Origin of the sequence: Arthrobacter rhizosphaerae (genome assembly GCF_023062595.1) — a bacterium.
GTDB classification, from domain to species: Bacteria; Actinomycetota; Actinomycetes; order Actinomycetales; family Micrococcaceae; genus Arthrobacter; species Arthrobacter rhizosphaerae.
Window position 1 is genome coordinate 332410 of the sequence record NZ_JALLAN010000002.1, and the last position, 18243, is coordinate 350652.

The following is an 18243-nucleotide window of genomic DNA, read 5'->3' on the forward strand; positions in this document are numbered from 1 at the left end:
CAGCGCCGCCTCCGGTTCCCGGGACATCTCCCGTGCCAGGGGACAGCGGACGCTATCTGGTCCAGTTCGTTCCCGGAGCCGATGTTGCCGCTGAGTCCGCGGCGCTCCGGTCCCAGGGCGTCGGCGTCGGCCGTACTTTCTCGGCCGCCACCCGCGGTGCCGTCATCACGGCAACACCAGGCCAGGCAGCGGCTCTGAAGCGATCGGCGCGGGTGGCAGCAGTGGAAATCGATGCCCCTGTCAGCATCACGGAGACGCAGCAACCGGCTCCCTGGGGGCTGGACCGGACGGATCAGCGCACTCTGCCGCTTTCCGGGGGCTACACCTACTCATCTGTAGGGGCCGGAGTCAACGCCTACGTTGTGGACTCTGGGGTCCTGGCATCGCACGTCGAGTTCGGCGGACGGGTAACCACCGGATGGAGTGCGATTTCAGACGGGCTTGGCTCCAGTGACTGCAACGGGCACGGCACTCACGTGGCCGGAACCGTCGCCGGAAAAAACTACGGAGTCGCGAAGGCCGCCACGATAGTTCCGGTCCGGGTTTTGGATTGCTTGGGCTCGGGCTACAACTCGGATGTCATCGCCGGGCTGGACTGGGTTGCCGCCCATCACGCTCCGGGTACGCCGGCCGTGGTGAACATGAGCCTCGGCGGCTCGGTCAGCTCCATGGTGGACTCCGCCGTGCAGGGCGTGATTAACGACGGCGTCACTGCCGTGGTTGCGGCCGGGAATTCCAGCGTGGACGCGTGCAACAGTTCTCCCGCGCGTGCTCCCCAGGCCCTGACCGTTGCCGCCACCGATTCTTCAGACCGTCAAGCGTCTTTCTCCAATTTCGGAGCCTGCGTTGACCTCTACGCCCCGGGAGTGGGAATCTTGTCCGCCGGGTTCGGCTCGACGACGGCTTCTGTCACTATGAACGGGACTTCAATGGCAACCCCGCACGTTGCCGGGGTGGCAGCCGTTCTGCTCTCCCGCACCCCCTCCTCGACTCCTGCTGATGTTGCCGCCAAGGTCCTTGCAACCGCTACCCCAGGAGTGGTGGCTGCCGCTGGTGCGGGGACTCCCAACCGGCTGCTGTTTTCAGACCCGGCACCGGCTCCCGCGCCGGCTCCCGCTCCAGTGGTTGCACCCACGGTAACTGCCTACGGCCCAGCGAAGAATGCCATGGCAGTGCCCGTGGGAAGCAATGCCACCGCCACCTTCAGCACCGGCGTCCAAGGTGTCAGCGGCAGCACGTTCGTGCTGAAAACGGCCACGGGTGCCACGGTTCCGGCAACCGTTACCTACAGTGCCGCCACCCGCACGGCAACTCTCGATCCCACTGCCAGTCTCGCCGCAGATCAAAAGTACACAGCCACCCTTATTGGCGGAACAACGGGCATCAGGGATACGGCAGGCACCCCGCTGGCCACAACGTCATGGACCTTTACCACCGGGCCCGCCCCTGTCGTCATCTCCCGGACGCCGGCCCCAGGGGCCACATTCGTCCGGCGTGCCAACAACATCACCGTGACGTTCAGCGAAGCCATCCAGGGAGCCGGGACCAGCACCATAACAGTCAAAAACACAGCGACGGGGGCCCTCGTCCCGGCCAGCGTTTCCCGGTACGGCACCACCAACCAATGGATCCTCAATCCTTCCGCCTCCCTGGCGGCCAAAACGAACTACACCGTGACTGTTACAGGGGGCGCAGCTGCCATCAGGGACCTCGCGGGGAACCCTTTGTCTACGGTCAGCTGGACCTTTACCACTGGAGCATTCTGAGGGCTCGCCTCGCTGCCCCATGCTCTGCGATTAGCTTGGCGAATGAATCTGCTGGCCTAAAGGCTGAGCTTTGACGGAAACCGCGGGTTGGGGACTTCAGGGTGGATAGTGTGGCACGCATGCAACCACTCCTGAAAGTCCTGCGGCAATGGGGCGCCCCCGCGGCGGCCGTCATCTTCTTCATGCTTTGGTGCGTGGGGGAGGCCGGTCGAATGGGGATGGGAATGCCTCAATGGACCGGAACGATCCCGCTGGCGACCATGAGTATGGCGATTGCGGTGGCAGTGTGGAAGCCCTTCCTGTCCTTGGCGCTGACGGCGGGACTTATCCTCGGACAGCTCTTTTCGGTTGTTCCTCCCATGGAGGCAAATCATTGGGCCATCTACATTGGGTCCTTCATATCGCTGGCGTTTATTCTCTGGACGGCTCCTACCCGCACACGCCTGGTCGCTGCCGGAGCGAACGCACTGTTTATCGGATTGATGACGTTCATGATGCTGTCGTGGCGCTACAGCGGCGGTGTTGGCTGGTTTATGCCCACGTATATGGGGGACAGGGTGACTTTTCGCTACTACGGTTGGCAGCTGTCGGCGGTATTCCTCGTGATCGCCGGCTCATGCGGGGCGGTGGGTCTCCTTTTGGCTCTCTTTGAAGAGCGGGGCAACCTGTTCCGCGCGCGCAACCTTGCACAGACAATGCTCAAGGAAACAGAAGTCGACCTTATCGTTGAGCAGGAACGCACCCGCATAGCGCGGGATCTTCACGACGTCCTGGCCCACTCTTTGGCTGTGATTGCTGCCCAGGCGGATGGCACGAGGTATCTGAGTAAGGATCAACCGGAGGCCGTGCTCAATGCTCTGGAGAACATCGCCGTTTCCGCACGGAGCGCCCTGGTGGACGCGCAACGCGTCATCGAGGGGGTCCACGACGACGGGATGGTCACCCCCCAGCCACGTCTCAGCGATGTTGGACCGCTGGTGGAGAGAATGAAGAAGCAGGGAAGCCTCGCGGTCGAGCAGACCCAGTCGGGTGATCCGGTTGAATTGACGGCCGGCCAGCAGGTGGCACTCTTCCGGATCGTCCAGGAATGCCTGACGAACGCCCTTAAGCATGGCGGCAGGGGCACAGCCGTCAGATTGCACTTTGATTGGAGCGGGCCGGGCCTCGCAGTGAATGTGGCATCGGCGCTGCCCACAGATAATGCGCGCACGGCGGCCGGCGGAGCGCAGGAGCGGGTAGGGCGCGGCCTGCCTGGCATGAGGGAAAGGGCCCACCTTGCTGGCGGCTGGATCACTATGGGGCCGGACGGTGAGCAGTTCCGTGTCACAGTCTTCATCCCCTACGGCAAGCGGTCGGATGACTCTTCACAGCAGCAGAACCTGGAAGTACGGGCTGGCCTGGCAGCAAGGGTTGCCCCTAAAGCTGCCGGAGATTCAATAGCTGTGGAACAGGAGGAATACGTGGAAGAAACGGGGGGCGCACTGGTTGGATCGCCGTCGTCGTCCCCTTCCCTGCAGGAAGGCACCCCAGGTGCCTGATGCCGGCAGCCGCATCCGGGTAGCTCTGGTGGACGATCAGCCGCTCTTCCGCTCCGGTATCCGGATGCTGATCGAAAGCCAGCATGACATGGAGATGGCAGGCGAGGCCAGCGACGGGGAAGAGGCTGTCGCCCTGGCTGCTGAAACGCCGGCTGATGTGATGTTGATGGACCTGCGCATGCCTGTCCTTGACGGTGTGTCCGCAACCCGGCGAATCATGGAACAGGCTGGAGCCGTGGGTGAAGCCATGCCGAGGATCATTGCCCTGACCACGTTCAACCGCGATCAAGCTGTGGTGGAGGCGGTACAGGCAGGGGCGAGCGGTTATCTGTTGAAGAGTGCAGAGCCGGAGTTCCTCCTCGCGGCAATCAGGACCGTGTACTCGGGATATTCCGTGATCGCTCCGGGGTCAATCCATGATCTCTTCCAGCATGCCGCCCGGACGTTCCCCGGAGCCGGCCCGGATCTCGCCGTTCTGGAGGTGCTTTCCGCCCGGGAAAGGGACGTTTTCCTGCTTGCGTCAAAGGGTCTCGGAAACGCTGAAATCGCCGGAAGCCTCTTTATCTCAGAGGCAACGGTCAAGACCCATTTGCGGAGTGTGCTGGACAAGCTGGAGCTGCGGACCCGGCTTCAGCTGGTGGCATTCGCTCATGAACGCCGCCTGCTGGGGTGACACACTACCCCAGCACCCCTGCGGGGCATATTCTGAAGGCGGCCGGGACGCCACATCACAGGTTCCCCCACTGCCCGGTCTGAGAGGTCACCATGTCTGAAAAACTGCATCTCACCCCCGAGGATGCCTTCCCCGAGGACCTCTCGGTAGTGAAGGACAAGGACCTGCAGGTCCTCGATAGCCAGATCCAGCGCCAGCTTGACTACGAATATGTTGCCGAGGGCGGGCCTAATCCGGAGACCGAGTTCAGGCACTATGACCTCGACGAGGAGTTCGACGAGCGGGACAACCGCAACCTCAAGACGGAGTAGATGCAGTGCCTTCCGGGCGTGCGTCTTTTTGTTACCCCCGAGTCAACTAAACTGACTTTACAAATCGTGCGGCTCCAGAGGAGCTGGGCGGGTTTTGGCTGCTCTTTCTGCTGCTTCTGCATAGTCGCTGGCCTCAGGGTCCTTCATAGTGGAAACGGCTGTAGCAGAACCGGTTTTTTGTAGTATTGGGGCATCAAAAAGCGTGGGGGCGTGAATGGAAGAGCGGGGCATTGCCGTGGTCGTGGAGGACGACGACGACATCAGGGATTCGCTCAGCGAAGTTTTGCAGCAATCGGGCTTCATGGTGCACGCGACGTCGACGGGAATTGCGGGCGTTGAAGCTGTACGGCAGCACAACCCCACCGTCGTGACTGTGGATCTGGGGCTCCCCGATTTTGATGGAATCGAAGCCTCGCGGCGAATCCGCACATTCAGCGATGCCTACCTGATCATCGTCATGGGACGACTGGACGAAGCCGACGCACTCCTGAGTTTCGAAGCCGGGGCCGACGACTACCTCACTACCCCTTTCCGGCCCAGGGAATTGAGGGCACGCATTGCCGCCATGCTTCGTCGGCCGCGCCGGTTCCATCCACCACAACCGGCAGTTCCAGGGCTGCCGGCCCCTTCACTGCCTTTGCGGCCAGAACCCCTCCCCGCAGGGTGTTTTGAGCACAACGGGCTGATCGTGGACGAGGGCAGGCGGACGGCGAAAGTCGACGGCCGGGCGGTCAGCCTGACCCGTACACAGTTCGACCTCCTGCTGGCCATCATGGAAGGCGGACGCCTTGTCCAGACGAGAGCGGACCTGGTGAGGCGGGTCCGGAATCAAACGGCCGCGGCATCTTTTGTTTCCGTGGCCGATGAACATGCCATTGAAGTGCATATGGGAAACCTTCGGAAACAGCTGGCCGACGATTTCCGTGCCCCCCGCTGGGTGGAAACGGTCCGGGGAATCGGCTACCGGCTGGGGCGCGCACGTTAGCCTCTCCGCTTTAGGGCCGCACTGCACTGAGATCCAGCCTGTATGGACAGATTCTATTCAGAGGGACGCTCGCTGAGCTGGACTTTGGCTTCCTGGCCCTGGTTGTCACGGTTGAACGAAACGGTGACCGTCTGGCCGGGATCGAGGCCACGAAGAGCCGCCAGCAGGTCTTCGGGAGCAGAGAGTTCTTTCCCCTCAACGGTGAGGAGTACGTCGCCGGGTTCGATTCCCGCATCATCAGCGGGGCCGCCGTCGGCTATGGACATGACCAGGACGCCGTTGGTGTCCCGGATGCCCAGCCTCTCGGCGATCTGGGGGGTCAGCTGGCCTGGAGTCAGGCCAATAAAAGCGTGCTCAGCGCGTCCGGTTTCCTTCAGCTGCCCGGCAACCTCCACTGCCGTTGCCGCAGGAATCGCAAAGCCCAGGGCAACAGCACCTGCCTGCGGCGGGATATAAGCCTCGCTGATCCCTATCACTTGCCCTCGTGAATTGACCACGGCGCCGCCGGAGTTCCCGGGGCTGATGGGTGCATCGGTCTGGATGAGGTCCACCAGGGACTGGCTGCTGGCTGCCGATCCGGGGATGGAGCGGTGAAGTCCGGAAATAATCCCCGCAGTGACAGTACTTTCGAATCCCAACGGGGAGCCGATCACTACAGCCGTCTCGCCCACACGAGGCAGCTCTTTCTGGAATTCCGGCACGGGGAGTCCTGTGCGGTCAGTCTGGACCAGGGCGAGATCGGAAATTGGATCAGCGGCCCTGACTGTACCCCGAACCCTCTGACCATCAGCGAAACCGACCTCAACTTCCGGGTTTCCCCGCACGACGTGTTCGTTGGTCAGAATCAGTCCGTCTCCGTCGTAGACCACCCCGCTGCCCACGCCCTCACCGGCAAAGATCGTCACTACGGACGGTGCCAGCTCTTCGACAATCCGGGTGATGTCCAGCTGCTGACTGCCCTGTTGGTTGCCTCCCTGGTTGCCTTGCTGGTTGCCTTGCTCGTTGCCTCCGGGGGACGGGGCGGGTGATGGGGTTTGTCCCGTGACAGCCGGCGTCGAGGGAGTGGGTTCGGGGCCTCCCTCCATCCCCGTGCAGGAGCAGAGCGAAGCGATGGTCAACGCGGCGAGCCCGGCAAGGCAAGAGCGGAAAAACGTCGGTGCCGCCACTCGGGGGAAGGGTCTCATTGGACAGCCTTTCCAGTGCATTCTCTCCAGATTTCAACCGTATCTCTCACGGGGTGGGCGGGAACAGTGGTGATTTGCAACAATTAATCAGTATGCTTATGAATTGGGGGAGACGAGCCTGGCTGCTGCATTGAACGAAAGCTGTGAACATGACTGAAGTGGTGAGAAGCGGCCTGACCGGGATGCTGTTGGCCGAGCGCTACCGCATTTTTGAACTGGTGGGAAGAGGTGCCGCTGCTGTCGTCTATAAGGCCCGGGACGAGGCGCTTGGCCGGGAAGTGGCCGTGAAGCTCTTCCATCGGGAGAGCGCAGATACCGAAATGCTTGCCCGGCAGCAGGCCGAAATCAGGATGTTGGCATCCTTCAACCATCCCTGCCTGGTAACCCTCTTTGACGCCGCAACCGATGGTGCCGATCTCTTGGGTGAACGGGTTTTTGTGGTGATGGAATTCGTTAGTGGCCGTGATCTGCGGGGGCTGCTGCAGGCCGGTCCGCTTTCGCTGCCGGACACTGCCAGGATTGGGGCCGACGTCGCTTCAGCCCTCGACTATGTCCATGACCAGGGTGTGGTCCACCGCGACGTGAAGCCGGGAAATGTTCTGCTCACCGCAGCGGACGGAACCGTAGCCGCCCGCGGTGTCAGCGCCAAGCTGACCGATTTCGGAATCGCCCGGGTGCTTGAGGGGGACAGAATCACCGGAACCGGGCGCACCGTGGGAACCGCTGCCTACCTGAGCCCTGAACAGGCACGTGGAGAGTCGTTGACAGGCAAAAGCGACGTCTACTCCCTCGGGCTGGTCCTTCTTGAATGCCTCACCGGACACGTCGAGTTTCCCGGCAGCCCGGTTGAATCTGCGGTGGTCAGGCTTCAGCGGGATCCTCTGATCCCCACTGGCCTGAGCTCAGAATGGCAGGAACTGCTTGGGGCCATGACCGCCAAGGAACCTGATGACAGGCCTTCGGCTGGGGACGTCAGTTCGGTGTTAGGTTCCCTGGCAGAAGGTTCTCTCGCCGACACTGAGCCGCTCGGCGCTGCTGGCGCGGCTATGACGACGGCGGTTGGCCTCGCGGAAGCCGGCCCTGTCACCTCCAAAGTTCCTTTCCCTCAGTTAGGTGTCCCTCGATCATCTGTCCGGAGGAAGGGCGGAAAGCTGGGCAGTAGAAGGCTTCGAATGGTGCTGGTCGTGTCGGCTGTGCTGATGGGCGGCGCGGGGATAGCGGCCGTCGGTGGGGGAGAGCAGCCTGCATCCCCGGTTACGCCAGTTCCTTCACCGGCCCTGTCCGGGACTCTTGAGCGCGAGATGGCCGAGCTGGAGAGGAGCCTCACGCCGTGATCCGCTGGAACAACCTGCCATCGGCGCTCATGGTCGCCGCCCTGTTGGTGCTCGCCCCGGCATGCTCAGCGCAGACGCCTGAGTTATCGGTCGACGCCGCCAGGGAGTTGCAGTCACGCCTCCCCGACGTCCGGCAGGCCGCGGCGGGTAACGACTATACCCGCGCCCTCGGACTCCTTGAACAGTTTGAAAAGGACCTGGACGAGGCCGCCGCCGAGGGCAAAATGACTTTTTCCCGGTATCAGGGAATCAGCAGCGCCTTGGAAGATGTCCGGAACGAGTTGCAGAGGCTTGCTGAGGCAGCATCCCAGGCAGCGAGAATAACGGATGTGGCTTCTCCCGCTCCAGTGTCGACTGCGACGGCGCTTCCAGACGCCGCGACGGCCCCGCTCCCGCCCGCAACGGCCCCGCTCCCGCCCGCGACGGCCCCGATGACCGAACAATCCGGCGCGCCTGAAAAGGAAGACGCCGAAAAAGGCTCCGCCGACAAAAATGATGCCGGCAAATCCGACGCCGGCAAACCCGGCGAGGGCAAAAACGACCCTGGCACGAACAAGGATCCCTAGGAAAACAAGGATCCCTAGGAAAACAACGATCCCCGGGATTCGGCGCGGCCTTTCTAGGCTTCGAAATGAGTCCTGACGTGGCCGTGTCCCAGGGAATCAACGATGCTGGTGGCCACACCGTGGAGTTTTACGTTGCGGGCGCTGGAGGCCGCCTTGAGGAGCTCGAAGGCCTCGGCCTGGCTGCAGCGGTTCTGGGCCATGATGATCCCGACGGCGACGTCGATAGCCGTCCGGGATTCCAGGGTGGCCTTGAGGTTTGCTGCCGCCTCACTGTGGTGGGCAAAGCGCACGGCCAGCCTCAGTGCCATGGAGGTCTGGCTGACAAAGTCCTCGGCGAGCTTCAACACTTTTCCCTCGAACCGTCCAGGCCTGTGCGAGTAGAGGTTGAGCGCTGCCCTTGTGTCTCCCTCCAACCGGAAAGGAACGGCGAGGATGGAACGGACGCCTTGCTTCAGGACCGTTTCGAAATAGTGCGGCCAGCGCTGGTCAGTTTCCAGGTCCTGAACGTGAATGGTCAGCTGCTCCCGGGAGGCGGTCATACAGGGACCGTCGCCGTACGAGTACTGGATCTCGTCCATGGCCTGCGCCTGCTCACTGCTGCTGGCAACAGTAGCGGCTTTGCGGTGCCGGAGAAGGGTGATGCCGCAAAGAACCTCGTCGCCGTCTACTGACAGGCTGCGGGCGGATACGCGTGCAAGCTCGTGAAGGAAATCCCCTACATCTGAGCTGGTGAGTACTAGTTCCTGAAGGTGCTCGGTGATTGATGTTGCAGATTCTGCGGTCGACTCGCTGGCCACGATTGTTTGATGCCGTTTCGCTCAGGTCAAAACAATCCGGCACTGCAGACACTGCCCCCAGATGTAAGGACAAGGTATCGGCGGCAGGAGCCGGATCGAAGAACTCCCCAACGGCCTTCTGCTAAACCGTACCGGGAAATTATATACATCTGGCGGCGCGGTCGGTGACTACCCTGTCCTGTCAGTTCTCCTGGCGCGCGTCAGATGCTGCCGTCCAGAATCCGGGTGGTGGAATCGACGATGCGTTGCAGCAGGTGCCCGGCGTCGTCGTCGTTATCAAGCGCTGCCGCGATAAGCGGTGCGGACTGACCTGCCCAGAGTGACATCAGCTCCGGGATGTCCAGTTGCGCGGCTTTGGTTCGGAACTGCCCCGTCAGCCAGTTTTGTACGGGGAAGGGCGCATGAAGGCCGGGGTGTGTGAGTTCGCGTGCTATCCGGTTGGGAATGCCGCGGCCCAGCCTGCCGCTGTAGGCCCGGGTGAGGACGGTCTGCTGCGCCTCGGGTCCCCGAAGTGCCCCCCGGTATCCGTTGCTGGCGGCGGATTGCTTCGTGGCCAGGAAGGCCGAACCGATCTGCACTGCGTCGGCTCCCAGTGTGAGGGCAGCAGCGACTCCGCGACCGTCCGCCACGCCTCCGGCAGCAATGACGGGAACTGCCACAGCGTCTGCCACCTGCGGCACCAGGGAGAAAGTGCCGATCAGGGAATTTTCGGGCTTTTCAAGGAATGACACCTTGTGTCCGCCAGCTTCCATGCCTGAGGCCACAATCGCGTCCACGCCGCCCCTTTCCAGGGCGAGTGCCTCCTGGACGGTGGTGGCGGTTCCGATGATCGTGATCCCGCGGGCGTGCGCGGCATCGATGACGTCTTCCGGCGGAACGCCGAACACAAAGCTGATGGCTGCAGGTTCTGCTTCCAGCGCTGCCTGGATCTGCCCGTCCACATCGGGCATGTAATGTGCAGGCCTGGCAGGAGGTTCCACCCCAACGGCCTCGAAATACGGCCTCAGGACCTCAACATAGGTGGCAAACTGTGCCTCGTCGGGCTGCGGCGCTTCTTCGCCAGGGATGGGAAGCCACAGGTTCAAGGCATAAGGCCTGTTTGTCGCTTCATCAAGGGCGCGGGCCGTCGCCATGATGCGATCGGGATCGTAGCCGTAGAGGCCAAATGATCCCAGTCCGCCACCTTCGCTGACCGTGGCTGTGAGGCTGATCGAGGACACGCCCCCGAACGGCCCCAGCACGATGGGCAAGTCAATGTTCAGCAGCCGCGTGAAGCGTGTACTGGTCCAAGCTGTCATGTCCAACAGTCAATCACGTCGGCTGGCGTGTCCTCATCCGGGTCCTTCGTGGTTGCCCCGGATGCCTCGTCCTACTGGTTCACCAAGGTGACGGTGCGGTTGTTCAACTCCTGCGTCGGGCGGTTGTTTGCCGAGTGGACGGCACGCAGCTTGCTGATCTGGTCTGCGCCGAGTTCGATCGGCTGGTCCAACACCAGCCAAAGTACACTCTCCGTGCACGGGGGAGTGGTGAGGCTCCCTTCGTAGGCAAAGTGCTCCAGCGAGGCCGGCAGCAGAGATGCCAGGTTAACACTGCCGATCGAACGCGAAGAGGTTGATCCCGCAGCAGCATCGACAAATGGCGCCCACACAGGGTTCGACTTTCCCGCTTTCGCCAGAAGCCCGACGACGGCAAGAACGCCGTCATCAGACTGGTGGACAAAGTGGAATTCGACGTCGTAGCGGGTGCCCTCAATGGTGTGTTCGGAGGGATCGTGGAAGTGCATTTGCTTGAAGGCGTAGTTCTTGCCGCTCACGGTGAGGCTTTGGGCTGAGCCTGCATGCAGCTCGACAGTATGGCCGTTGTCGTGGACGTCGCATTCGGAAGCGGAGTAGGCCAGGGTGATCGGAGCCGGAGACTTCGGGGTGGCTGCAGGAATATCAATGGGCGACTGTGCTTTGCCGGTGGTACAGGTCTGGAAGGCCGGGCTGAGGTTCCCCCAATCGCCGGGACCTTCTGCGCCTTCGTAGGACCAGTGGGCCACGTTGGCTGCTGACGCAGTTGGCGTGCTGGAGGGAAGGGCCTCACTGCCTGTCGTGGGTTTGGTACAACCTGCGGTGAGGGCAAGCAGCCCCCACGCCGAACCAATGAGCAGGGACTTTCGGGTGATATCTGGTGTGGAACGCATGCCCATCCTTTACAAAAAACAGCTGTGTTGCCGTTGGGGTGTTCAGAGAAATACCACGGGAAAAAGTCCGGGTGATTTCATGGGACTCAATGTGAAGTGCCATGGAAAGCTGTTCCGGGCGAATTACCCCGCAGTGTGAAAGCGGCGAAAACGTGTTGGGGCTCTAGTGTGGAGGCATGAGAATTGCAGTTACCGGTGGAAGCGGAAAGCTTGGCAGGAGCGTGGTCCGACGGCTCAACCAGGATGGTCACGAGGTTACAAACCTTGACCTAACGGGACCGAAATCACGCGGATTTACGCAGATCGACCTGAGAAATTACGGTCATGTCCTGGACGCCCTCCTGGGGCTGGATGACAGGCATGGCGGCGTTGACGCGGTGGTTCACCTGGCTGCAATTCCAGCCCCCGGACTCGCCCCCGATGCTGCCACTTTTGAAAACAACATGCTGTCCACATACAACGTTTTCCAAGCAACTCGGCGGGCGGGTATCAGGAAACTCGTGTACGCCTCCAGCGAGACCGTTCTAGGCCTCCCGTTCGACGTGGATCCGCCCTATATTCCGGTGGACGAGGAGTATCCGGCGCGCCCCGAAAGTACCTATTCGCTCGTGAAGCACCTCGAGGAGCAAATGGCCGTCCAGCTGACCCGCTGGGATCCTGAGCTGAGCATCGTGGCGCTGAGATTTTCCAATGTCATGGACCCTGAGGACTATGAGGCATTCCCGGCCTTCGACGCAGATGCGTCTTTGCGCAAGTGGAATCTCTGGGGTTACATCGACGGACGGGACGGTGCCCAGGGAGTGGTCAAGGCATTGGAATACGAGACCCCTGGGTTTGAGGCTTTCATCATCGCTAATGCTGACACGGTGATGCAGCGGTCCAGCGCAAGCCTGGCTGCGGAAGTGTTCCCGGCGGTCACCGTGACTAAGGAACTAGGGGAACACGAGACCATGCTCTCGATCGACAAGGCGAAGCGTCTGCTGGGTTTCGCGCCGGAGCATAGCTGGCGGGACTATCACTCGCTTCGTACTACCCCTACGGAGGACTGAAGTCCCACTCCAGGACTTAAGTACGACGGCGGCCGGTTTCTTTCGGGGATTAATCCTGCGGTACCAGCCGAACGCAGCACCGCTCTACCTGCGGCTCAAGAACGGCCTTGTAGCAGCCCGGCTCCGCTGTCTCGGCTACTGCCGCCAGGAGATCCAGATTGAGGCCGCAGATGGTGGACGTGTGAGCCCTGGACAGGCGGTGGAAGGGGCAGTTGAGCAGTTGGACGCTGCCGTCCTCTCCGGTATCGGGCTTGTAGCCGTAGAGCTCCAGGGCAGCCTCGAGGGTTGCAGCCTCCTGGCCGATCTCCTCCCCGGCGCGGGCTGCAACTGCCTGCAGCGCTTCGGCTACCGGCATGCCGGTTTCGACGGCGGCTTCCACTCCGGCGGCGAGCAGTTCGCCTGCGAGGTCGTAGCGGCGTGGAGGAAGGCTTAGTGCCACTTCCCGCACTGCGGGGGAGTAGAGCTTGTGGGGGCGGCCTGATCCTGGTCCGGTCCGTCCGGTCAGCCGGCGGAAGGAGACCTCCAGGAGCTCCTCCGCCGCCAGCCGGTCCAAGTGGAAGGCGGCGGTGCTCCGCACCATCCCCAACGATCCGGCTACCTCATCGCGGCCCACAGGACCAGCAGCATGAAGGACGTACTCGAACACGGCCCGGCGGGAGGGGTCGCCTAAGGCACTTAGAGCCTTGCCCATGCTGAGGCGGGTTTCCGCTGTAGTCATAATAAAATCCTACTCTAAAATCAATGGCTATTGACATAACAAAGCCTCAATTCTAAAGTCAAGTATCAGTACTTTTAGAAGGAGGAAGTCATGCTTGACCATCAGCCGCAGCCTCTTGCACGGGAGGCTCGGCATCATGAGACGCACCAGGCTTTTCTGCTGCTTCGAACCGTCTTTACCATTGCGCCGATTGCCTTCGGAATCGACAAATTCACCAACTTCCTGGTGGATTGGACCAGCTACCTGGCTCCCCTTGCCACACAGATAGTGCCGATAAGTCCCCAGAGCTTTATGTACGGGGTGGGAGTGGTGGAAATCCTCGCCGGCCTATTGGTGGCTTGGCGTCCCAGGATCGGCTCATTGGTGGTGGCCGCCTGGCTGGCAGGAATCATAGTGAACCTGCTGCTGGTGCCGGGCTTCTTTGATGTGGCGCTAAGAGACTTTGGTTTGTTGGTTGGCGCACTGGCCTTGAACCGGCTTGCTTCAGGGCAGGACCGTCAAAGGGGGCGAACCTCGTAGCCATCTGTCCTGGTGACAAGCTGGCGGCCATGGTTGCCATCGAATCGCAGCCACAGGATGGATGAATCCGGGGTCACGTCCTCGACCTCGGCAGTGCGGACCAGCTGTCCGTTCCGCCGGAGTTCAACCACGCGGCCCACCAGTTGCCTCCAGTCTTCACCAGACTCAGACATGCGCTTCTTTCCCCCTTTTCAGCACAATAAACAACGCGCTTCCCGCGGGATCCCCCTCCCGCGGGAAGCCCATTTGTCAGTGGATGAGTTCCCTGGTCATTCCGAACGGCACCTGGTCCGAAAGCGTGGCTGTGTAGTGCCCTGGCTTGTTTCGTGTGAGCAGGATGCCGTGGGTTCCTGCAGCCATAGCAACCTCTTGGAGGTCGCGCACGGCTGCTTCGAGGCGCTCGTCGAGTAGATGGCGGCTGCTCACCTGGATGTCAATGCGATGGCTGGGGATAGACATGGAAAACTCTCTCTTTACGGGGATCTGACGGGGGATTTCAGGGGTTCCGCGAAGCTGCGGCTTTCTCGGTGCTGTCACCGGCTGGCTTGCCTGTAACGGGGGTGGTGCTCTCGCTGCCTGCCGGTGGCGAGGTCTTGCGCTTGAAGCGGCTACCGATGGTGGATCCGCCACCGCTGCCGCTTCGGTTCTTGTTGAAGATATCAAAGCCGACGGCCAGCAGAAGAACCAGGCCCTTGATCAGCTGCTGGTAGTCGGTGCCGAGGCCGAGGATGGACATGCCGTTGTTGAGCACACCCATGATGAGGCCGCCGATCATGGCTCCTGCCACGGTACCGATGCCGCCCTGCACGGCAGCGCCACCAATGAAGGCCGCTGCAATGGCGTCGAGTTCAAAGCCGGTGCCGCCGGCGGGCTGCGCGGAGTTCAGGCGGGCGGTGAAGACGAGTCCTGCCAGTGCTGCAAGGACGCCCATGTTGACGAACAACCGGAACGTCACGGCCTTGGTTTTGACGCCGGACAGTTCGGCGGCGTGCAGGTTCCCGCCTATGGCGTAGACGTGGCGGCCGAAAACACTGTTGTTCATCAGCGCCGAGTACAGGATCACCAGCGCAGCCAGGACGACCAGGACGATCGGGGTTCCGCGGTAGCTGGCCAGGAGGAACGTGATAATCAGCATCAGCAGCGCGATGAAGGCGGTTTTGACGGCGAACCAGGCCATGGGCTCGTTTTCAAGGTTGAACTTCCGGCGAACCCGGCGTTCCTTGATGGCCTGGAAGAGGATGGCAGCTGTGCCGCCGACGCCGAGGATCACCGTCAGGAATTCCAGGACGGATGTACCGCCGGAAATATCCGGAAGGAAGCCGCCACCCAAGGCGCGGAGCTCCTCAGGGAACGGGGTGATCTGCTGGTTCTTCAGTGTGATGAGTGTAAGGCCGCGGAAGATCAGCATCCCGGCCAGGGTGACGATGAAGGCCGGAATTCCTACGTAGGCGATCCAGTAGCCTTGCCAGGCGCCGACGAGGGCGCCTACCAGCAGGCACGCCGGAATGGCGATCCACCAGGCCCACCCCCAGTGCACGATCATCACGCCTGAAACAGCTCCGATGAATCCTGCAACGGAGCCTACGGAGAGGTCAATGTGGCCGGCGATGATGACCATCACCATGCCGATGGCCAGGATCAGGATGTAGCTGTTCTGGACCACCAGGTTGCTGACGTTCTGCGGCTGCAGGAGGATGCCATCGGTCAGGACCTGGAACAGGATGACGATGAGTATCAGGGCGACGAAAATGCCGACCTGGCGCAGGCGGCTTGTCAGGAAGCTCAGGGATTCTCTGAGGGCGGACATGTTCGCTATTCCTTCTCTTTGGTCATGTAGTGCATGAGCTTCTCTTGGCTGGCTTCGGCGATTGGCACCTCGCCCGTGACGTGTCCCGCGGACAACGTGTAGATGCGGTCGCAAATACCCAGGAGCTCGGGCAGTTCGGACGAAATCACAATCACGGCTTTTCCTTCGGCTGCAAGGCGCGCAATGATCGTGTAGATCTCGAATTTGGCACCGACATCGATTCCACGGGTGGGTTCGTCAAGAATCAGTACGTCGGGGTCCGAGAACATCCACTTGCTCAGCACCACCTTTTGCTGGTTGCCGCCGGAGAGCTTACCGGTAATGGCGGCGACGGTGGGTGCCTTGATGTTCATGCTGGTGCGGTAGCGGTTGGCGACAATCGTCTCTTCGTTCCCGTCCACCCAGCCGCCCTTGACGAGCTTGCGGAGTGCCGCCAGGGAGATGTTGCGCTTGATATCCTCAATGAGGTTCAGGCCATACTGCTTGCGGTCCTCGGTGGCATAGGCAATGCCGTGGCTGATCGCCTCGGACACAGTTGACGTGTTGATTTCCTTGCCGTACTTGTACACCTTGCCCGAAATGGCGCGACCGTAGGTGCGTCCGAACACGCTCATGGCGAGTTCGGTGCGGCCAGCTCCCATCAGGCCCGCCATGCCCACAACTTCGCCCTTGCGGACGTTCAGGCTGGCGTTGTGCACAACGATGCGGGAGTGGTCCTGCGGGTGCTGGACCGACCAGTCTTCGATCCGCAGGACTTCCTCGCCGATCTGCGGATCGCGGTCGGGGTAGAGGCTCTCCAAGTCGCGGCCAACCATCCCGCGGATAATCCGCTCCTGGGTGATCTGCCCTTCATCGAGCCGGAGCGTCTCGATGGTCTTGCCGTCGCGGATGATGGTGACGGCGTCAGCCACCTTGCGGATCTCGTTGAGCTTATGGCTGATGATGATGCTGGTGACACCCTGGCCCTTGAGGTGCAGGATGAGGTCCAGCAAGTGGCCGGAGTCCTCGTCATTCAACGCAGCCGTAGGTTCATCAAGGATCAGCAGCTTGACTTCCTTGGACAGCGCTTTGGCGATCTCGACGAGCTGCTGCTTGCCCACGCTGATGTGCTGCACCGGAGTAATGGGGTTCTCGCTCAGTCCCACCCGAGCCAGCAGCTTGGCGGCCTCAAGGTTGGTCTTGCGCCAGTCAACCCAGCCACGGGTGGCCTGCTCGTTCCCCAAATAGATGTTCTCCGCGATGGAGAGGTAGGGGCTGAGTGCCAATTCCTGGTGGATGATGACAATGCCGCGCTTCTCGCTGTCGTTAATAGTGGAGAAGTTGCAGGGCTCGTTTTCGAAGAGGATGTCGCCCTCGAATGAGTTGTGCGGGTAAACGCCCGAGAGGACTTTCATGAGGGTGGATTTCCCGGCCCCGTTCTCACCGCAGATGGCATGCACCTCGCCGCGGTTCACATCCAGGGTGACGTCCTGCAGGGCTTTCACGCCCGGGAAAGTTTTGGTGATTCCTCGCATTTGAAGAATGGGTGTATTCATCGTCAATTCCCACTGACTGGTCGGAAAACTGGGGTGGCCTGCGGCTGCAGGTGCCCTGGGAGACGGGTTGTGGCCGGGCCGGTCAGGCCCGGCCACAACCCCGAGACGTTCTTACTTTAGGTCTGCGTCGGTTAAGTAACCCGAGTCAATGAGTTCCTTCTTGTAGTTATCCTTCGTGATGATCAAGGACTTGAGCAGGTAGGACGGAACAACCTTGACATCGTTGTTATACGTCTTCGTGTCGTTGACCTCAGGCTCCTGGCCCTTCAGCACTGCGTCGACCATCTTTACTGCCTGGGCGCCGAGCTGGCGGGTGTCCTTGAAGATGGTGGAGTACTGCTCGCCCGCAATGATGGACTTCACGGCGCCCTTCTCGGCGTCCTGGCCGGTGACGACCGGCAGGTTGTCCTTGGTGTAGCCGCCGCTGCTGGTCAGAGCCGAGATGATTCCGAGGGAGAGTCCGTCGTATGGAGACAGGGCACCGTCAAGCTTGGTCCCGGAACTGTACGCCGAGGTCAGGATGTCTTCCATGCGCTTCTGGGCAACGGTAGGCTCCCAGCGAAGGATGGCTGCCTGCTCGAAGTTGGTCTGGCCACTGGGTACCTTCAGGGTGCCTGCGTCCAGGTAGGGCTTCAGGGTGTCCATGGCGCCGTTCCAGAAGAAGGTGGCGTTGTTGTCATCCGGGCTTCCGGCGAAGAGCTCAACGTTGAACGGGCCCTTGCCCTCCACCTTTTTGCCACTGGCGTCGACCAGGCCCAGGCCTGTCAGCAGGGAAGTGGCCTGCTGGACGCCCACGGTGTAGTTGTCGAACGTCGTGTAGTAATCCACATTCGGGGTGCCTTTGATCAGGCGGTCGTAGGAGATGACCTTGACGTTTGACTCTTTGGCCTTGGCGAGGACATCCGTGAGGGTGGTGCCATCAATGGCGGCAATGATCAGTGCCTTCGCACCCTTGGTCAGCATGTTCTCAATCTGCGAGACCTGCGTGGGGATGTCATTATTGGCGAACTGGAGGTCGGTCTTGTAGCCGAGCTTGGTAAGGGAGTCGGAAGCGTTCTTTCCGTCTGCAATCCACCGCTCTGAAGTCTGCGTGGGCATGGAAATTCCCACCAGCGCACCAGCGGTGTCAGCTCCTTCTGTGGGCGATGTTGTTCCGCCGCGGGTGCCACAACCCGTAGCCCCCACTGTAACTGCGAGGACGACGGCGAAGGCGCCCAGGAGTTTTTTGATTCTCACTATGTTCTCCTTCCGCTGACCGGGGGTCAGCGAACTGGTG

General features: G+C 61.4%; 19 protein-coding genes. 9 read left to right on the forward strand and 10 right to left on the reverse strand.

Features of this window, described 5'->3' with window-relative positions; all coding sequences use genetic code 11:
• The first annotated feature begins 32 nt into the window (after window positions 1–32).
• The 5 genes from MU551_RS04150 to MU551_RS04170 all read left to right on the forward strand — a co-directional run bounded on the left by MU551_RS04150 (window position 33) and on the right by MU551_RS04170 (window position 5273).
• Window positions 33–1766: a S8 family serine peptidase gene (locus tag MU551_RS04150; RefSeq protein ID WP_247040888.1), complete on the forward strand. Its 1734-nt coding sequence runs from the start codon at window positions 33–35 to the stop codon at window positions 1764–1766.
• A gap of 119 nt (window positions 1767–1885) precedes the next feature.
• Window positions 1886–3304: a sensor histidine kinase gene (locus MU551_RS04155; protein ID WP_247040889.1), complete on the forward strand. Its 1419-nt coding sequence runs from the start codon at window positions 1886–1888 to the stop codon at window positions 3302–3304.
• Window positions 3297–3977, forward strand: a complete 681-nt coding sequence (locus MU551_RS04160) for a response regulator (protein WP_247040890.1) — start codon at window positions 3297–3299, stop codon at window positions 3975–3977. Before MU551_RS04155 ends, MU551_RS04160 begins: the two co-directional genes overlap by 8 nt.
• Window positions 3978–4069: 92 nt before the next feature.
• Complete coding sequence (locus MU551_RS04165; RefSeq protein ID WP_247040891.1) at window positions 4070–4288, forward strand: hypothetical protein; 219 nt, start codon at window positions 4070–4072, stop codon at window positions 4286–4288.
• A gap of 214 nt (window positions 4289–4502) precedes the next feature.
• On the forward strand, window positions 4503–5273 hold the full coding sequence (locus tag MU551_RS04170; RefSeq protein WP_247040892.1) for a response regulator transcription factor: 771 nt from the start codon (window positions 4503–4505) through the stop codon (window positions 5271–5273).
• Window positions 5274–5326: 53 nt separating this feature from the next.
• Here the strand turns inward: MU551_RS04170 and MU551_RS04175 are convergent, their stop codons facing one another.
• Window positions 5327–6457, reverse strand: a complete 1131-nt coding sequence (locus MU551_RS04175) for a S1C family serine protease (RefSeq protein ID WP_247040893.1) — start codon at window positions 6455–6457, stop codon at window positions 5327–5329.
• A 149-nt stretch (window positions 6458–6606) separates the two neighbouring features.
• Between MU551_RS04175 and MU551_RS04180 the strand changes: the two genes are divergently transcribed.
• Together MU551_RS04180 and MU551_RS04185 are read left to right on the forward strand one after the other, a co-directional pair.
• Entirely contained in the window at window positions 6607–7791 is a 1185-nt protein-coding gene (locus MU551_RS04180; RefSeq protein WP_247040894.1) for a serine/threonine-protein kinase, read from the forward strand.
• A complete protein-coding gene (locus tag MU551_RS04185; RefSeq protein WP_247040895.1) occupies window positions 7788–8357 on the forward strand; it encodes a hypothetical protein in 570 nt (189 codons plus the stop codon). The genes MU551_RS04180 and MU551_RS04185 overlap by 4 nt, the downstream gene beginning before the upstream one ends.
• 53 nt (window positions 8358–8410) lie before the next feature.
• Here the strand turns inward: MU551_RS04185 and MU551_RS04190 are convergent, their stop codons facing one another.
• The 3 genes from MU551_RS04190 to MU551_RS04200 form a co-directional block, all read right to left on the reverse strand.
• The gene (locus MU551_RS04190) at window positions 8411–9154 is read right to left on the reverse strand and encodes an ANTAR domain-containing protein (protein WP_247040896.1); all 744 of its coding nucleotides are present in this window, start codon (window positions 9152–9154) and stop codon (window positions 8411–8413) included.
• Window positions 9155–9354: 200 nt separating this feature from the next.
• Entirely contained in the window at window positions 9355–10452 is a 1098-nt protein-coding gene (locus MU551_RS04195; protein ID WP_247040897.1) for an NAD(P)H-dependent flavin oxidoreductase, read from the reverse strand.
• Between the two features lie 71 nt (window positions 10453–10523).
• Window positions 10524–11339, reverse strand: a complete 816-nt coding sequence (locus MU551_RS04200; RefSeq protein ID WP_247040898.1) for a carbonic anhydrase — start codon at window positions 11337–11339, stop codon at window positions 10524–10526.
• Between the two features lie 176 nt (window positions 11340–11515).
• Here MU551_RS04200 and MU551_RS04205 point away from each other — a divergent pair, with 176 nt between their 5' ends.
• On the forward strand, window positions 11516–12388 hold the full coding sequence (locus MU551_RS04205; RefSeq protein WP_247040899.1) for an NAD-dependent epimerase/dehydratase family protein: 873 nt from the start codon (window positions 11516–11518) through the stop codon (window positions 12386–12388).
• Window positions 12389–12437: 49 nt separating this feature from the next.
• Here the strand turns inward: MU551_RS04205 and MU551_RS04210 are convergent, their stop codons facing one another.
• Complete coding sequence (locus MU551_RS04210; RefSeq protein ID WP_247040900.1) at window positions 12438–13106, reverse strand: helix-turn-helix transcriptional regulator; 669 nt, start codon at window positions 13104–13106, stop codon at window positions 12438–12440.
• Between the two features lie 90 nt (window positions 13107–13196).
• Between MU551_RS04210 and MU551_RS04215 the strand changes: the two genes are divergently transcribed.
• Window positions 13197–13625 (forward strand): DoxX family protein, encoded by a 429-nt coding sequence (locus MU551_RS04215; protein WP_247040901.1) that lies wholly within the window; start codon window positions 13197–13199, stop codon window positions 13623–13625.
• On the opposite strand, the gene MU551_RS04220 is transcribed toward MU551_RS04215, so the two are convergent.
• The 5 genes from MU551_RS04220 to chvE all read right to left on the reverse strand — a co-directional run bounded on the left by MU551_RS04220 (window position 13604) and on the right by chvE (window position 18203).
• A complete protein-coding gene (locus MU551_RS04220; RefSeq protein ID WP_247040902.1) occupies window positions 13604–13798 on the reverse strand; it encodes a hypothetical protein in 195 nt (64 codons plus the stop codon). The genes MU551_RS04215 and MU551_RS04220 overlap by 22 nt on opposite strands.
• A 76-nt stretch (window positions 13799–13874) precedes the next feature.
• Entirely contained in the window at window positions 13875–14084 is a 210-nt protein-coding gene (locus MU551_RS04225; RefSeq protein ID WP_247040903.1) for a hypothetical protein, read from the reverse strand.
• A gap of 37 nt (window positions 14085–14121) precedes the next feature.
• Window positions 14122–15432, reverse strand: coding sequence for a multiple monosaccharide ABC transporter permease (gene mmsB / locus MU551_RS04230; protein ID WP_247040904.1), 1311 nt, complete (start codon window positions 15430–15432; stop codon window positions 14122–14124).
• Between the two features lie 5 nt (window positions 15433–15437).
• Window positions 15438–16967, reverse strand: coding sequence for a multiple monosaccharide ABC transporter ATP-binding protein (gene mmsA / locus MU551_RS04235; RefSeq protein WP_247040905.1), 1530 nt, complete (start codon window positions 16965–16967; stop codon window positions 15438–15440).
• Between the two features lie 111 nt (window positions 16968–17078).
• Window positions 17079–18203 carry a multiple monosaccharide ABC transporter substrate-binding protein gene (gene chvE / locus MU551_RS04240; protein WP_247040906.1) on the reverse strand — a complete coding sequence of 375 codons (1125 nt, stop codon included), beginning with the start codon at window positions 18201–18203 and terminating at the stop codon, window positions 17079–17081.
• Window positions 18204–18243 lie beyond the last annotated feature (40 nt).

Excerpts from the sequence above, each read along its gene's own strand:
- MU551_RS04210 (WP_247040900.1), bottom strand. The coding sequence starts at position 13,106 with ATGACTACAGCGGAAACCCGCCTCAGCATGGGCAAGGCTCTAAGTGCC.
- MU551_RS04175 (WP_247040893.1), bottom strand. The coding sequence starts at position 6,457 with ATGAGACCCTTCCCCCGAGTGGCGGCACCGACGTTTTTCCGCTCTTGC.
- MU551_RS04180 (WP_247040894.1), top strand. The coding sequence starts at position 6,607 with ATGACTGAAGTGGTGAGAAGCGGCCTGACCGGGATGCTGTTGGCCGAG.
- MU551_RS04155 (WP_247040889.1), top strand. The coding sequence starts at position 1,886 with ATGCAACCACTCCTGAAAGTCCTGCGGCAATGGGGCGCCCCCGCGGCG.
- MU551_RS04220 (WP_247040902.1), bottom strand. The coding sequence starts at position 13,798 with ATGTCTGAGTCTGGTGAAGACTGGAGGCAACTGGTGGGCCGCGTGGTT.
- mmsB (WP_247040904.1), bottom strand. The coding sequence starts at position 15,432 with ATGTCCGCCCTCAGAGAATCCCTGAGCTTCCTGACAAGCCGCCTGCGC.
- MU551_RS04200 (WP_247040898.1), bottom strand. The coding sequence starts at position 11,339 with ATGCGTTCCACACCAGATATCACCCGAAAGTCCCTGCTCATTGGTTCG.
- MU551_RS04195 (WP_247040897.1), bottom strand. The coding sequence starts at position 10,452 with ATGACAGCTTGGACCAGTACACGCTTCACGCGGCTGCTGAACATTGAC.
- MU551_RS04170 (WP_247040892.1), top strand. The coding sequence starts at position 4,503 with ATGGAAGAGCGGGGCATTGCCGTGGTCGTGGAGGACGACGACGACATC.
- MU551_RS04225 (WP_247040903.1), bottom strand. The coding sequence starts at position 14,084 with ATGTCTATCCCCAGCCATCGCATTGACATCCAGGTGAGCAGCCGCCAT.
- MU551_RS04165 (WP_247040891.1), top strand. The coding sequence starts at position 4,070 with ATGTCTGAAAAACTGCATCTCACCCCCGAGGATGCCTTCCCCGAGGAC.
- mmsA (WP_247040905.1), bottom strand. The coding sequence starts at position 16,967 with ATGAATACACCCATTCTTCAAATGCGAGGAATCACCAAAACTTTCCCG.
- MU551_RS04205 (WP_247040899.1), top strand. The coding sequence starts at position 11,516 with ATGAGAATTGCAGTTACCGGTGGAAGCGGAAAGCTTGGCAGGAGCGTG.
- MU551_RS04215 (WP_247040901.1), top strand. The coding sequence starts at position 13,197 with ATGCTTGACCATCAGCCGCAGCCTCTTGCACGGGAGGCTCGGCATCAT.